Annotated in this window: 3 protein-coding genes; all 3 read right to left on the bottom strand. The window is 61.7% G+C overall.

The features are described 5' to 3' along the window. Nucleotides 1-23 precede the first annotated feature (23 nt). A complete protein-coding gene (locus tag FGA82_RS13210; protein WP_141127404.1) occupies nt 24-1,052 on the bottom strand; it encodes a ParB/Srx family N-terminal domain-containing protein in 1,029 nt (342 codons plus the stop codon). Between the two features lie 128 nt (nt 1,053-1,180). Then, complete coding sequence (locus FGA82_RS13205; RefSeq protein ID WP_141127403.1) at nt 1,181-2,005, bottom strand: alpha/beta fold hydrolase; 825 nt, start codon at nt 2,003-2,005, stop codon at nt 1,181-1,183. 196 nt (nt 2,006-2,201) lie between these two features. Beyond that, nucleotides 2,202-15,200: a non-ribosomal peptide synthetase gene (locus tag FGA82_RS13200; RefSeq protein WP_141127402.1), complete on the bottom strand. Its 12,999-nt coding sequence runs from the start codon at nt 15,198-15,200 to the stop codon at nt 2,202-2,204. Nucleotides 15,201-15,331 lie beyond the last annotated feature (131 nt).

Genomic DNA, 15,331 nt, shown 5'->3' with positions numbered 1-15,331 from the left:
CTTGCGCACACGTGCGCAAGCTTTCAAAAATCGCAGCGGCCGAGGATGTCTTCCAAGTGTTCTGTTGCGCCCTGCGCGCCCAAAAACGTCGCTACCTCAGTGCTCCACTGTTGATCCGACGCAATGCCCGCCCAGGCATGCGTACCCGCCCAATGGTACGGACGATCATCAAAAGTGTGGATCAGCGCCTGATTCAATGTTCGTACATCAAACTCGGGGTTTTTCGCGCTTTGCATCATCAGTGAGCTGAACACTCGCTGTTGGGTGTCTTCACACAACTTGACCTGTCGCGCCTCAGTGAAGCTCAAGACAATAAAGTCGGGTTTTACGTGCTCGTCGAGCGCTGCCTGCAATCGGTAATGGCCATCGATAATCACGTAGGAGCACAACCCGCCCACGTACCAGAGCAGGATGGGCGGCAAGCTGCCCTCTCGGGCTTTTTTACGCCACCACTTCATCCGGCCTGACAATGGGTCCACGGTGTGCAAGCCGATCAGATGACCCAAATCCCAGTCGAGCCAATGCACGGTCTGCGGATTTACATTGTCGAGAATGCCCTCACCGCGCGCGTACCATCTCGGCAAATGGCTGGACGCCTCTGTGGGTGTGGAGAAATACCAGCCGCGTACGCCTTCGCCATATGTGTAGCGTGCCGCAGTGGGCAACAGCGGACGCGCCACCCAATGGCCGGGGTAGAGAAAGTCCGCCTGATGTTCCATCAACTTGCTGATGAAGTAGCGACACCAGTTGCGGATACGCTCATCGGGCGGCAAATCAAAATGTTCCTGGACGTCAGCAGAATCGATGGCAGGTACCGGTGATGATTCCAGTTGAATGGATTGCGGTTTGCGAACCAGCCACGCACCGTAGTACGAGGTGGCGATGGTGCCCCAAAACAACGTGATGTCGTTGAGCATCAACTTCATCCGCCCGTTGTTCCCGCTCTGTAGATGAAGCGGCGGCTTGTTTGACGTGGTTCGTTTGACCTCAACGCTCAAGCCCGCCCACTTATCCTCGAGATCCTTGAGATCGCGCCAGTAAAATTGTTCCACATCAGTCCCTTAATGAGTGTCATCGCGGGCGCGAGTATCGCAGATTTTGGCTTTTCGTTGCCTGGACTGGCCCCTACGGCGGAGCGCCGACCGGAAGCCGGCTCCGGGCGGCGTTCCGACAATTGGGTTTACTCGGTGTATCGGTTGCGCTCGCTGAGGAACGTAAACAACACCTCGGTGACAAACTCGGGATTCTCCAGATTGGAGATATGCCCCGCGTCCGGCACCAGCACCCACGGGCAACCGATCAGCTCGGCCATTTCCTGCGCTTCCGACGGTGGTCGCGGCTTGTCCTGATCGCCGCACATGACCAGCGTGGTTGCCGCATTCAACTCGCCCAGACGTGGCAACAAATCATCGCGACCAAAGGTAATACGCCCCATCGGCACGATACTTTCGCGTAGCCGATCCGAGGAGTACGCCGCCAGTTTCGCGCGAAATTCCTGATACAGCGCCGACTGTGGATCGATGCCCGGGCGGAAGAAGATCGGCACGACGATATCGAGCAGTTGTTCGGAAATCTCGCCGGTGTCTTCTATCTGCTTGAACAGTGAGAAATAGTACTGACGAGTAGGCTCCGGTTCGACGCCAACATACGTGTCCATCAGCACCAGACCGTTGATCCGCTGCGGTGCCGACAGTGCGAGACGCACGCCCCACATGCCACCGACCGACAGCCCGACGAGGGTGACCTGATCGATGTCGAGATGGTCGAGCAAGGCCTGCGCCTGACGAGCGATGTCGTCCAGCGACGCCGTGCCTTCAGGCAGCCGCCCCGACTCGCCATGGCCCCACAGATCCAGCGCAATCACCCGATAGTGCGGCGACAAAGCGGCAATCTGCGGCGACCACATGGCCTGATCCCACAGGTAGCTGCCAGCCAGCAACACCGCCGGGCCTGTGCCTTGATCAATGTAATGCAGCGCTTGTCCGTCAACCGTGAAAAAAGGCATCGACCACCCTCGCGAAAAAAAAGAGAACCGGCAGACTGAGCTGCCGGTTACTGGTCGTCAACCCTGGAAATGATGCGGTTTGTGTGATGCTGATGCCGCCTTCGCGAGCAAGCTCGCTCCCACATTGGTTCTGCGTGCACAGTACTAAGTGTGGGAGCGAGCTTGCTCGCGAAAGGGCCAGTACAGACGCTAAAAATTACAAACCTTCCAGCTCCGCCATCAGATCATTCAACCGATCGACCTTCTCCTCGGTGATATCACTCGCCGCCAGCCCATCGATGTACTCAGCCAGTTCCTCCACCGTGCTGCACTCGAACATCGCTCGCAGCGGCACGTCACGTTGCAGGGTTTTCTGCACGCGCGAGGCGATCTGCGTGGCCAGCAACGAGTGCCCGCCCAGCTCGAAGAAGTTGTCGCGTACACCGACATTTTCGACCTTCAGCACCTCGGCCCAAATATCAGCCAGCGTCTGTTCAAGATCATTGCGCGGGGCCAGATAGTCCTGGCTCTGCAACTGGCCGATCTCCAGCGCCGGCAGGGCTTTGCGATCGAGTTTGCCGTTGGCATTGAGCGGCAGCTGATCGAGCCACAACCAGTGCAACGGCACCATGTATTCCGGCAGCTCGGCGCGCAGGCGCTGTTTGATCCGCTCCAGGCGTTCACTTGGATTCAGCGCGCTATCAGCAGCCACCAGATACCCGACCAGGTGCTTGCCGTTGACGCCTTCCTGTACACCGACCGCGCCATCGCGCACTTCCGGCTGTTCATGCAGGCGTGCTTCGATCTCACCCAGCTCGATACGGTAACCGCGAATCTTCACCTGATGGTCGACGCGACCGACGTACTCCAGCACACCGTCGCTGCGGCGCCGCGCCAGGTCACCGGTGCGATACAAGCGCTCGCCCGGCGCACCGAACGGGTTCGGCACAAACACTGGCGCGGTGCGCAGCGGATCGCTGACATAACCACGACCGACGCCCGTGCCTGCCACGCACAACTCGCCCACCGCACCCAACGGCACCAGCTCCAGCGCGCCGTCGACCAGGTACAACAAGTTGTTGTCGGTCGGCGTGCCGATCGGCAAGTAACTGCCGCGGGTCGAGGCCATGTCGACACGGAAGAACGCCACGTCATCCGAGCATTCCGCCGGGCCGTAAGCATTGACCAGACCGATGTGCGGGTAACGCAGCAGCCACTGGTGCGCCAGTTCCGGCGGCATCGCCTCACCGGTCGGCAACATCCAGCGCAAGCCATCGAGGCTCAGGCGCTCCGAGGCGAGCATGCCCTGAATCAGCGATGGCACGCTCTCCAGCACGGTGATGCCCTGCGCCTGCACATGCACCAACAAACCTTGCGGATCGTGGGCAATCGTATTCGGCACGATGTCCACGCGCGCACCGAACAACGGTGCGGCAAGGAACTGCCAGACCGAAATGTCGAAGCTTTGCGAAGCGGTCTGGGCGATCACGTCGGCGGCGCTCAGGTTCAGGTACGGCACCTTGCTCAATTGGTTGTTGAGCATGCCGCGCTGCTCGACCATCACGCCTTTCGGCAGGCCGGTCGAACCCGAGGTGTAGATCACGTAAGCGAGGTTATCCGGGCCGCTGTAAATGCCCAGGTTCTGCGCCGACGTTGCCGCCGCTTGAATCTCTTCCCAGACCAGCAAGCGCGGGCGATTGGCGCAGCTGAATTCATCCAGCAATGTCTGCGCCTGTTCAAAGCATGCTTTAGAACAGACCAGCACCGGCGTGCGGCTCAGCTCGATGATGCGTTGCAGACGCTGACTCGGCAGGCCCGGATCCAGCGGCAGATAACCCGCGCCAGCCTTGAAGCTGCCGATGATCATGCCGAGCAGATCGAGATTACGTTCACCGAGCAACGCCACCGGTTGATCCATCTGCACACCCGCGGCGACCAGTGCATGGCCGAGACGGTTGGCGTTGTGGTTCAGCTCGGCGTAGCTCTGTTGCAGATCAAGGCACGTGGCGGCGATGCGTTGTGGATGCGCGGCGACCTGCGCTTCGAACAGCGCCACATAGCTCTGCTCCAGCGGGTAGCCATGCGCACTCTGGTTGCAACCGTGCAGCAGGAAGTCCTGCTCCTCGGCACCCAGCAGCGGCAGATCGGCCATGTCGCCATGGAAGCCATCAACCAGTGCCAGCAGTAAGCGTTTGAACTCGCCGAGCATGCGCTCGATGGTTGATTCGTCGAAATAACGCTGGTCATACGACAGGTGCAGACCGAGGTCATCGCCGGGGTAGCACACCGCCGTCAGCGGGAAGTTGGTGTGGGTACGGCCCGAGTCCGAGGTCGCATTGAGGCTCTGCGCACGATCGAGTACCGAGACTTCCACCGGGGCGTTTTCGAAGACGAACAGGCTGTCGAACAGCGGCTGGCCTTTCGGCAATTCGCTTTGTTCCTGGATGTTCACCAGCGGCAGGTATTCGTATTCGCGCAGCTGCATGTTGCTGTCGAGCAAACCACTGAGCCACTGACGCACGCTGCTGCGCTGATCGTCCTCAGGCATTTTCACCCGCAGGGCGATGCTGTTGATGAACAGGCCGACGGTGCGTTGCATTTCCGGCATTTCCACCGGACGCCCGGCCACGGTCACGCCGAACAGCACGTCACGATCGCCGCTCATACGGCGCAGCACTAGCGCCCATGCCGCTTGAGCGAAGGTGTTGATGGTCAGTTGATGGGCCTGCGCCAGTTCACGCAGACGCGCACCGTCCTCGACATTGAGGCGGGTATAGCGGTCGCCGACGATCATGCCGCCGCTTTCACCGGCGTGTTCACGCAGGAACGGACGGTCGCTCGGGATCGGTGTAGTGCGCTCGAACCCTTGCAGGTTCTGCTGCCACCACTGCCGCGCTTCGGCCAGGTTCTGGCGTTGCAGCCAGCCGATGTAATCGCGATAACGCGGTGGCGCGCTCAACTGCGCGTCGCGACCTTCACCGAGAGCTGTGTAGATTTCGAAGAAGTCGTTCATCAGCAACGAACGGCACCAGGCATCGATGAGGATGTGGTGGTTGCTCATCATGAACCAGTAACGCGCCGCGCCGACCTTGATCAGGCGCAGGTGGAACGGCGCCTGATTGAGCAGATCGAAACCGGCCTCGCGCTCGTTTTTCAAGAGTGCTTGCAGCTTCGGTTCCTGCTCGGTTTCGGCAATGGCGCTCCAGTCCAGGTACTCGATCGGCGTGCGACCCGGGGTGTGGATCACTTGCAGCATGTCTTCGCCGACGTTCCAGCAAAACGAGGCGCGCAACGCTTCGTGACGGGCGATCACCGCTTGCCAGGCCTGAGCGAAACGCTCGGCGTCGAGTTCGCTGTTGATGCGGTAGCGATCCTGCATGTAGTACAGACCGGTGCCCGGTTCGAGCAAAGTGTGCAGCAGCATGCCTTCTTGCATCGGCGTCAGCGGATAGACGTCTTCGATGTGTGCGGCTGGCACCGGCAAGGCATCGAGTTGCGACTGAGTCAGCTTGGCCAGTGGGAAGTCCGACGGCGTCAGGCCACTGGCCTCGTCTTGCAGGCAATGGGCGATCAGGCTTTGCAGCTCGCCGAGGTAGGCATCGGCCAGATCGTTGATGGTCTGCGTGTCGTAACGCTCGGCGCTGAAGGTCCAGCGCAGCAGCAACTCACCGCCGTAAACCTGGCTGTCAATGCTCAGCTCGTTCGGCAATGGCGCCTGCGGATCGTGGGCAGCACCGACCGCTTCATCGAGCGGGCGGAACAGCGCATCGCTGCCGAAACTTTGATCGAACTGGCCGAGGTAGTTGAACGTGACCGGCGCGTGCGGCAGCGCGGCCATGCTGCGCTGGCTGAGGTCATCGGCGAGATATCGCAGCACGCCATAGCCGAGGCCTTTGTGCGGCACGGAGCGCAGTTGTTCCTTGATCGCCTTGATCGAAGCGCCCTGCCCGGCAACTGCTTCGATGTTGTGCGGAGTCAGGCGCAATGAATAGGCGCTGGTGAACCAGCCGACGGTGCGGGTCAGGTCGATCTCGTCGAACAGGGTTTCGCGGCCGTGGCCTTCCAGTTGAATCAGCGCCGACGGCTGACCGCTCCAGCGGCACAGCACGCGGGCCAGCGCGGTCAGCAGCAGGTCGTTGACCTGCGTGCGATAGGCAGCCGGCGCCTGCTGCAGCAATTGTTTGGTGTACTCGGCATCGAGACGCACGCTGACGGTTTGTGCGTGACGATTCTGCTGACCGCCCTGCGGGTTTTCACAAGGCAGATCAGCGCTCGGGCCGGCCAGTTGGGTCTGCCACCAGTCGAGTTCTTCGCGCAGGGATTCGCTGCCGGCGTAGGCCTGCAAACGTGCCGTCCAGTCCTTGAAGGCACTGGTTTTCGCCGGCAGTTTGACCGCTTGTTCGGCGTCGAGCTGGCGATAAACCGTTTGCACATCGTCAAGCAAAACACGCCAAGACACGCCGTCGACCACCAAGTGATGAATCGCGATAAACAGGCGTTGCTGACCTTCAGGGCCATCGACCAGTACGGCGCGCACCAACGGTCCTTGCTCAAGGTCGAGGCTGCGCTGGGCATCGGCGAACAGCGCTTCGCACTTGTCCATCGAGGTCACGCGTACTTGCCAGAGAACAGTGGCATCGGACACCGGTTGGTGGGTCGCTTGCCACTGGCCGTCGACCTTGGTGAGGCGCAGACGCAAGGCGTCATGCTGCTCGATTACCGCCAGCAGCGCCTGCTCCAGACGATGCGGTTCCAACTGCACGGTCGGCTCCAGCAACAACGCCTGGTTCCAGTGCTGACGCTCGGGGATTTCAGTGTCGAAGAACCAGTGCTGAATCGGCGTCAGGGCCGATTCGCCAACCACCAGACCTTGCTCGGCCGTCACCAGCTCGGTGCGGCTGGCCACGGCGGCGAGGGTCTGCACCGTCTGATGCTGGAACAGATCACGCGGGCTGAAATGAATGCCTTGCTGCCGTGCGCGACTGACCACTTGAATCGACAGAATCGAGTCGCCGCCGAGTTCGAAGAAGTTGTCGTTGAGGCCGACCTGTTCGACGTTGAGCACCTCGCACCAGATCTGCGCCAGGGTCTGCTCCAGTTCGTTGCTCGGCGCGACGTAGTCCTGACGATTCAACTCAGGATCCGGTGCCGGCAAGGCGCGACGGTCGAGTTTGCCGTTGGCGGTCAGCGGCATGCTCGCCAGCAGAATCAGGTGCGTCGGCACCATGTAATCCGGCAGTTGTGCCTTGAGGTGCGACTTCAGCGCGTCGCGCAGTTCAGCCTGCTTGGCTTCGCTTTGTTCAGCGATTTCGGTGACCAGATAGCCCACCAGTTGTTTGCCGCTTGGCGCATCCAGGGCGAGCACCACGGCTTCGCGGATCGAGTCGTGATCGAGCAGGCGCGTTTCGATTTCGCCCAGTTCGATACGGAAACCACGAATCTTTACCTGATGGTCGATCCGCCCCAGGTATTCCACCAAACCATCGGCACGCTGGCGCACCAGGTCGCCGGTGCGGTACATGCGTCCGCCATCGGTGGCGAACGGGTCAGCGACAAAACGTTCGGCAGTGATGCCCGGACGGTCGTGATAAGCCTGCGCCAGACCGGCGCCGCCGACGAACAATTCACCTGTCGCACCTTGCGGCACCAGCGCTAGATCGGCGTCGAGAATATAGGCGACACGCGCGCCAATCACGCTGCCGATCGGCACACTGCCGGCGCCCTCTTCCAGCACTTCCGGCGCCAGACTGGCCAGTGGCATGACTACGGTTTCGGTCGGGCCATAGGCATTGAAGAACATCGCCGGTTTGAACGCTGCGCGAATCCGTTGCAGGTGTTCGCCGGTCAACGCTTCGCCGCCGGTGATGATCATACGCACCGGGAGGATTTCGTTTTGCGTCGAGAGGAACTGCGCCAACTGGCTGCCGTAGCTCGGGGTGAAACCGAGCACGTTGATTTTATGCGTGCGGATCAGACCGCAGATTTCTTCCGCGTCCCACTGACCTTGCGCACGCAGCACCACCTGTGCACCACTGAGCAGCGGCACCAACAGACGCTCGGTCGCCGCGTCGAAGTTGATTGAGTAGAAGTGCAGCTCGCAGTCGTCCGGGCGCATGCCGAAACGCTCGATCACGGCTTGGCAGTGCATGGCTATTTCGCCGTGGGAGACCACCACGCCTTTCGGCTTGCCGGTCGAACCCGAGGTGTAAATCAGATAAGCCTGATGCTGCGGCAGGCTGATAAATGGCAGCTCAGTGGCCGGATAAGCGGCGAGAGCTGCGCTGTCATCTTCCAGGCACCAGCGCGCCACATTTGGCGGCAGATCGCCGAGGGCTTTGAACATCACGCGATCACTGAGCAGCAGGCCGATACGGCTGTCTTCGATCATGTAGTGCAGACGGTCTAGCGGGTATTCCGGGTCCAGCGGCACATAGGCGCCGCCAGCCTTGAGAATCGCCAGCAGGCCGATGACCATTTCCAGCGAACGCTCCAGCGCCAGGCCTACGCGCACTTGCGGGCCGACGCCACGCTCACGTAAGGCCCAGGCCAAGCGATTGGCGCGGGCGTCGAGTTCAGCGTAGCTCAGGGTCTGCCCGGCGAAGGTCAGGGCCGGCGCGTCTTTGCGCGCCAGCGCTTGTTCGGCGAACAGGTGATGGATGCACTGGTCGAGACGATGCTCACCCGGTTCGACGCCGAGGCTGTCGAGCAGTTGCTGTTGCTCCGGAGCGTCCAGCAGCGGCAATTCGCTTAGACGCTGTTGCGGATCGGCGATCAACGCTTCGAGCAGATTGCGCCAATGCTTGGCCATGCGCGCGATGGTCTGTTCGTCGAACAGATCGGTGCTGTAAGTCAGGCAGCAACCGAGGCGATGGTCGAGGTCGGTGACTTCCAGGTTGAGGTCGAACTTGGTCGCCCGCGCATCGTTGGCCAGGTACTCGACGGTCATGCCGGCGAGCATGCGGCTCTGCTGGAATTCCCAGCGCTGCACGTTGCACATCACCTGGAACAGCGGGTTGTACGCGGCGCTGCGTGGCGGCTGCAAGGCTTCAACCAGATGATCGAACGGCAGGTCCTGATGCGACTGGCCTTCGATCACGGTGTGACGCACCTGCTCGAACAGTTCACCGACCGACATCATGCCGTCGAGCTGGCAACGCAACACTTGGGTATTGAGGAAGGCACCAATCAGCCCTTCGCTTTCCGGACGGATGCGGTTGGCCACTGGCGCGCCGATGCGCAGATCGTTCTGCCCGCTGTAGCGGTACAGCAACGTGGCCAGTGCGGCGGTCATGGTCATGAACAGGGTCAGACCGTTTTGCGCATTGAACGCACGAACCCGCGCGGCGAGGTCGTCGCTCAGGTCGAAACGGAACAGCTCGCCCTGGTGGCTTTGCACCGGCGGACGCGGGCGGTCGCCGGGCAATTCCAGCAGCGGATGTTCACGGCCGAGTTGCGCGGTCCAGTAGTCGAGTTGGCGCTGACGCTCGCCGGATTCCAGCCAGTTGCGCTGCCAGACGCTGTAGTCGAGGTACTGCACCGGCAGCGCCTCCAGCGGCGAATCGCGATCATCGACAAACGCTTCGTACAGCGCACTGAGTTCGCGGGCGAAGATGTCCATCGCCCAGCCTTCGGTGACGATGTGGTGCAGGGTCAGAACGAAGTAATGCTCCTGCTCGGCGGTCTTCACCAGACAGGCGCGCAGCAGCGGGCCGGTTTCCAGGTCGAACGGCAAATGCGCTTCTTCATCGGCCAGTTGTTGAACCTTTTGCTCGCGCACGTCGGCGGCGAATTTGGAGAAATCCTTCCAGCCCATGCGCACGCCGGTTTCGGCATGCACCTGCTGACGCGCAACGCCGTCGACACTCGGGAACGTGGTGCGCAGGGTTTCGTGACGCAAGATCAGCGCTTGCAACGCCGACTCGAAACGCTCGACATGCAACACGCCACGCAGACGCGCCATGCCGCCGACGTTGTACGCCGGGCTGTCCGGCTCCATTTGCCAAAGAAACCACATGCGCTGTTGCGAGTACGACAACGGCACCGGTTGGCTGCGGTCGACCTTGTCGATCGGCGGCTGTTTGTTGGTGCGACCGCTGGCCTGGATCAGGCGGATCTGTTCGGCGAAATCACCGAGTTCGCTGTGCTCGAACAAGGCCCGCAACGGCAGTTCGACGTCACAAGCCTGACGGGTACGCGAGATGATTTGTGTGGCCAGCAGCGAGTGGCCGCCGAGGGCGAAGAAGTCGTCGCGCAGACCGACCTGGCTCAGGCCAAGGACTTCGCGCCAGATCGCGGCGATCTGTTGTTCCAGCTCAGACACCGGTTCGACGTGTTCACGCACTTGCCATTGGGGTTCAGGCAAGGCGCGGCGGTCGAGTTTGCCGCTCGGACTGAGGGGCATTGCGTCCAGACGCATCAGTTGCGCCGGGACCATGTATTCCGGCAGCTCAGCGGCCAGTGCGGCTTTCAGGCGAGCAATTTGCTCATCCTGATCTTCGCTGGCGTCAAGGGCGGTGAAGTAGCCGATCAGTTGTGCGCCAGCGGCGGTTTCGCGCACCAGCACCACGGCTTGGGCGACGCCGTCCTGGGCGAGCAAACGTGCTTCGATTTCTTCCGGTTCGACGCGGAAACCACGCAGTTTGACCTGCTGATCGAGACGGCCGAGGTATTCGATCACGCCATCGCAGGTCCAGCGCGCACGGTCGCCGGTGCGGTACAAACGTGCGCCCTGCTCGCCCAGCGGATCGACGACAAAACGCTCGGCGGTCAACGATGGCCGACCGAGGTAACCGCGAGCGAGACCGATGCCGCTGATGCACAGTTCACCCGGCACACCGGCCGGCACTGGATTGAGATCGGCATCGAGTACGCGGCAAATCACATTGCCCAGCGGACGGCCAATCGGCGAACGGTCGCTATCGGCAGTGGTGCAATGCCAGTGGGTGACGTTGATCGCGGTTTCGGTCGGGCCGTAACGGTTGTGCAATTGCACCGCCGGTAGTTGCGCCAACACGCGATTGCGCAATTCGGCAGGCAGCGCTTCACCGCCGGAGAATACCCGGCGCAGGCTGGTGCATTCGGCGCTCAGCGGTTCGTCGATAAACAGCGAAAGCAGCGGCGGCACAAAGTGCAGCGTGGTCACGCCATATTCTTTAACGAGCTGGGCAATGCGATGCGGATCGCGGTGTTCACCGGGGCCGGCGATCAACAGACGCGCACCGGTGATCAGCGGCCAGAAGCACTCCCACACCGACACGTCGAAACTGATCGGGGCCTTTTGCATCAGCACGTCCGTTTCATTGAGGGCGTAAGCGTTCTGCATCCATTGCAGACGTTCGGCCAATGCCGCGTGGGTGTTGCCGACACCTTTCGGTTGGCCTGTGGAACCCGAGGTGTAAATCACATAAGCGAGGTTGTCGCCGTGCAGGTGCAGGCCTGGCGCCTGGCTCGGCCAGTTCTCCAGATGCAACGCATCCATGGCGATCACGCTGACGCCATCGCTGGCCGGCAAGAGCTCGAGTAATCCGGTCTGGGTCAGCAGCAGTTCAACACAGCTGTCGCTGAGCATGTAGGCCAGACGATCGGCCGGGTAATCCGGGTCCAGCGGCACATAAGCGCCACCGGCCTTGATGATCGCCAGCAGACCGATCAGCAGTTGTGGCGAACGCTCGGCGGCGATGGCCACGCAAACATCCGGACCGACGCCTTTGTCGCGCAGGTAATGCGCAAGACGATTGGACTGGCTGTGCAATTCGGCGAAATCGAGGCTGCCGCCGTCCCACACCAGCGCGGTGCGTTCCGGCGTTTGGCGCGCCTGTTCGTTGAGCAGTTCCGGCAACCACTGTTGCGCCGGAGTGCATGGCGCAACGCCCCAGTGTTTTTGCTGATCGTATTCAGTGGCGGTCAGCAGCTGCAGATCACCGATGGCTTGCTCCGGACGTTCGCAGACTTCGCGCAACAGGTTGCTGAAGTGCTCGGCCAGACGCTCGATGGTGGCCGCGTCGAACAGTTCGCTGGCGTAGTCGAACGACAGCGTCAAGCGCCCGTTGCGGTCTTCTTCACTGTGCAATTGCAGGTCGAACTTGGCTTCGCGACTATGCCACGGCAGTTCTTCGGCAAGCAGACCCGGCAGACGTTTGAGCGCACTCAGATCGCGCTGCTGGTGGTTGAACATGATCTGGAACAGGCCTTGTTCGCGGGCCTGCGGGAACGCTTCGAGGAGTTGTTCGAACGGCAGATCCTGATTTGCTTGTGCACCCAGTGCGGCTTCGCGGGTCTGAGCCAGCAGCTCAACGAATGACAGGCGCAAATCGATTTCAGCGCGAAGTACTTGGGTGTTGATGAAGAAGCCGATCAGGCCCTGGGTCTCCAGGCGCGGACGGTTGGCGTTCGGAACGCCGATGCGGATGTCGCGCTGACCGCTGTAGCGATGCAGCAGGCTCTGGAATGCCGAGAGCAGCAGCATGAACGGCGTCGATTGATGCGCTTGCGCCGTGTTGCGGATCGCATCGCTGAGGCTGGCGCCAAGACGCACGCTATGGCGCGCGGCGCTGTGAGTTTGCTTGGCCGACCGTGGGTAATCGCTGGCCAGTTCCAGCGCCGGATGTTCATCGCCCAACTGTGCTTTCCAGTACGCCAGTTGCCGCTCGCCCTCGCCTTGCGCCAGCCATTGACGCTGCCAGCTGCCGTAGTCGGCGTATTGGGTCGGCAGCGGTGCAAGGGTCGCGGTCGCACCTTGCGAAGCGGCGGCGTACAGGCGCGAGAATTCGTCGATCAACACGTTCAGCGACCAGCCGTCGGCGATGATGTGGTGCATCGTCACCAGCAATTGATGATCTTCGTCGTCGAGACGCACCAGCGTCACCCACAGCAGCGGGCCTTTTTCCAGGTCGAACTGAGTACGCGCTTCGTCTTCGCGGATCTGCACGGCGCGGGCTTCGCGCTCATGCGCCGGCAGGTCGCTGATGTCGATCAGTTGCAGGTTGAATTCGGCGGCGGCATCGACGTGTTGCAGGGCCACGCCGTCGCGTTCGAAAAAGCGTGTGCGCAGCGACTCGTGGCGCTCGATCAGTTGCTGGAAACTGGCGCGCAACGCGTCTTCGTCCAGTTCGCCGCGCAAACGCAGGGCACCGGGAATGTTGTAGGCGCTGCTCTGCGGGTCGAGTTGCCAGGTGATCCACAAACGGTTTTGCGCCAGCGATTGCGGCATTGGCTCGCTGCGCGACAACGCGGTGATTGCGCCTTGGGCGCTGCCGCCGTCCTGTTGCTGTTGGGCCACGGCAGCGGCGAATGCCGACAGTGTTGGTGCTTCGAAGAGCAGACGCAAGTTCAGCTCAAGGCTGAGTTCTTCGCGAACCCGGGCGATGACTTGCGTGGCAGCGATCGAGTTGCCGCCGAGCAGGAAGAAGTGATCGTCGGCGTTGACCTGTTTGACGTTGAGTTGCTCGGCCCAGATGTTGGCGATCTGCGCTTCGAGTTCGCAGGCGCTGCTGGTCGACTCTTGGCTTTCGGATGCCGTTGACGGGAATACTGCGTAGCTGTCGAGGCTGCCATCGGCCAGACGATTGCGGCATGCCGAGCGCTGCAATTTGCCGCTGGAGGTTTTCGGCAGCGCGCCCGGATTGAGCAGCACCACGACGCTTGGGGCTTCCTGATAAGCCTCGGCCACCGCCTGGCGAATGGCTTTGATCAAGGCTTCCGGCGGCAGGATTTTCTGCACGCTGCGGCTGATTTCCGCAGCGATACCGATGCCCTCTTCACCGTCCTGAGTGACGGCGAACGCCGCGACACGGCCCTTGCGCACGACCTCCACTTCGTTCTCGACGGTCTTCTCGATGTCCTGCGGATAGAGGTTGTGGCCGCGCACGATGAGCATGTCTTTCAGGCGACCGGTGATGAACAACTCACCGTCGCGCATAAAGCCCAAGTCACCGGTGCGCAGCCAGGTACGACCGGCGTGCTGGACGAAGGTCTTGGCACTGGCTTCGGGGTTGCGCCAGTAGCCGTGGGCGATGCTCGGGCCGGCGGCCCAGACTTCGCCAACCGCGTTGTCGGCCACTTCTACGAGCGCGTTCGGCTCGACGATCAGTACGGCGTGTTCCGGCTGGCTGATGCCGCAACTCATGATCGGACTGCCCTCACCTGGCTCGGCGCGGTTTTGCGCCAGCGCCTGATCGTCCACGCGCAGTGCCGGGATGCCAGTGCCGCGCGGAGTGCCGGCAACGAATAGCGTCGCTTCGGCCAGACCGTACGAGGCCATGAAACTGTCCTCACTGAAACCACACGCAGTGAACTTCTCGGCGAAGCGTTCGAGGGTGTCGAGACGGATCGGTTCGGAACCGGAATACGCCACGCGCCAGCGGCTCAGATCGAGCCGTTCGAGTGCCGATTCACTCACTCGCTCGCTGCACAATCGGTAAGCAAAGTCCGGCCCGCCGCTGATGGTGCCGCCGTACTCGCTGATCGCTTCCAGCCAGCGCAATGGCCGGCCGAGGAAGTACGCTGGCGACATCAGGATGCACGGCACGCCACTGAAGATCGGTTGCAGCAGACCGCCGATCAAACCCATGTCGTGGTACAGCGGCAACCAACTGACGATCACGTCGTCAGGGTTCACATCGATGCCGAAACCATGGCGGATCAGCAATTCGTTGGCGACCAGATTGCCGTGGCTGACCTGCACGCCTTTGGGCAGTGCGGTGGAACCGGAGGTGTATTGCAAGAAGGCGATGTGGTCTGGTGGCAGATTCGGCTCAGCCCAGTTTTGCGCCAGTGCGCTGTCGAGGCTGTCAACACACAACAGCGGCGGCGCGCCTTCGATCTGCTGCAAGGCGTCGCGCAGGTCGGCGCTGGTTAGCAGCAGACGCGGTTCGGCGTCGGCAATGATCGACAGCAAACGCTCCTGATGGTGACGACGCGCGGATTCCGGAGGATAGGCCGGCACCGCGATCACGCCGGCGTACAGGCAACCAAAAAACGCCGCGACGTAATCCGGGCCACTGGGAAACAGCAGCACCGCGCGATCACCGAATTCAGTGTCAGCCTGCAACGCGGCGGCAATCATGCGTGCGCGTTGATCCAGCTCGCGATAACTGAGCACCACAGCCTGCTCCGGGTTTTCAGCGAGAAAACGCAAGGCCAGTCGATCCGGCGTCAGGGCCGCGCGGCGCTGGAGGGCTTGGACCAGGGTGCTGGGGAGTTCGAACGCGTCGGTCATGAGGTTTCCTGCCTGAATTCGGCTTGCTAATGGAATCGGGTTGCTGCGTCACGCCCCTCAAAGGGCATGCAGGGCGCGGTCTGTGCCGACCGCGCAAGGCATCGGAATGCTGTCTGGCCGGGACTGTGCGC

Source organism: Pseudomonas fluorescens, assembly GCF_005938625.1.
In the GTDB taxonomy this organism is placed as follows: domain Bacteria; phylum Pseudomonadota; class Gammaproteobacteria; order Pseudomonadales; family Pseudomonadaceae; genus Aquipseudomonas; species Aquipseudomonas fluorescens_BD.
This window is presented reverse-complemented; position numbering and strand designations above follow the sequence as displayed.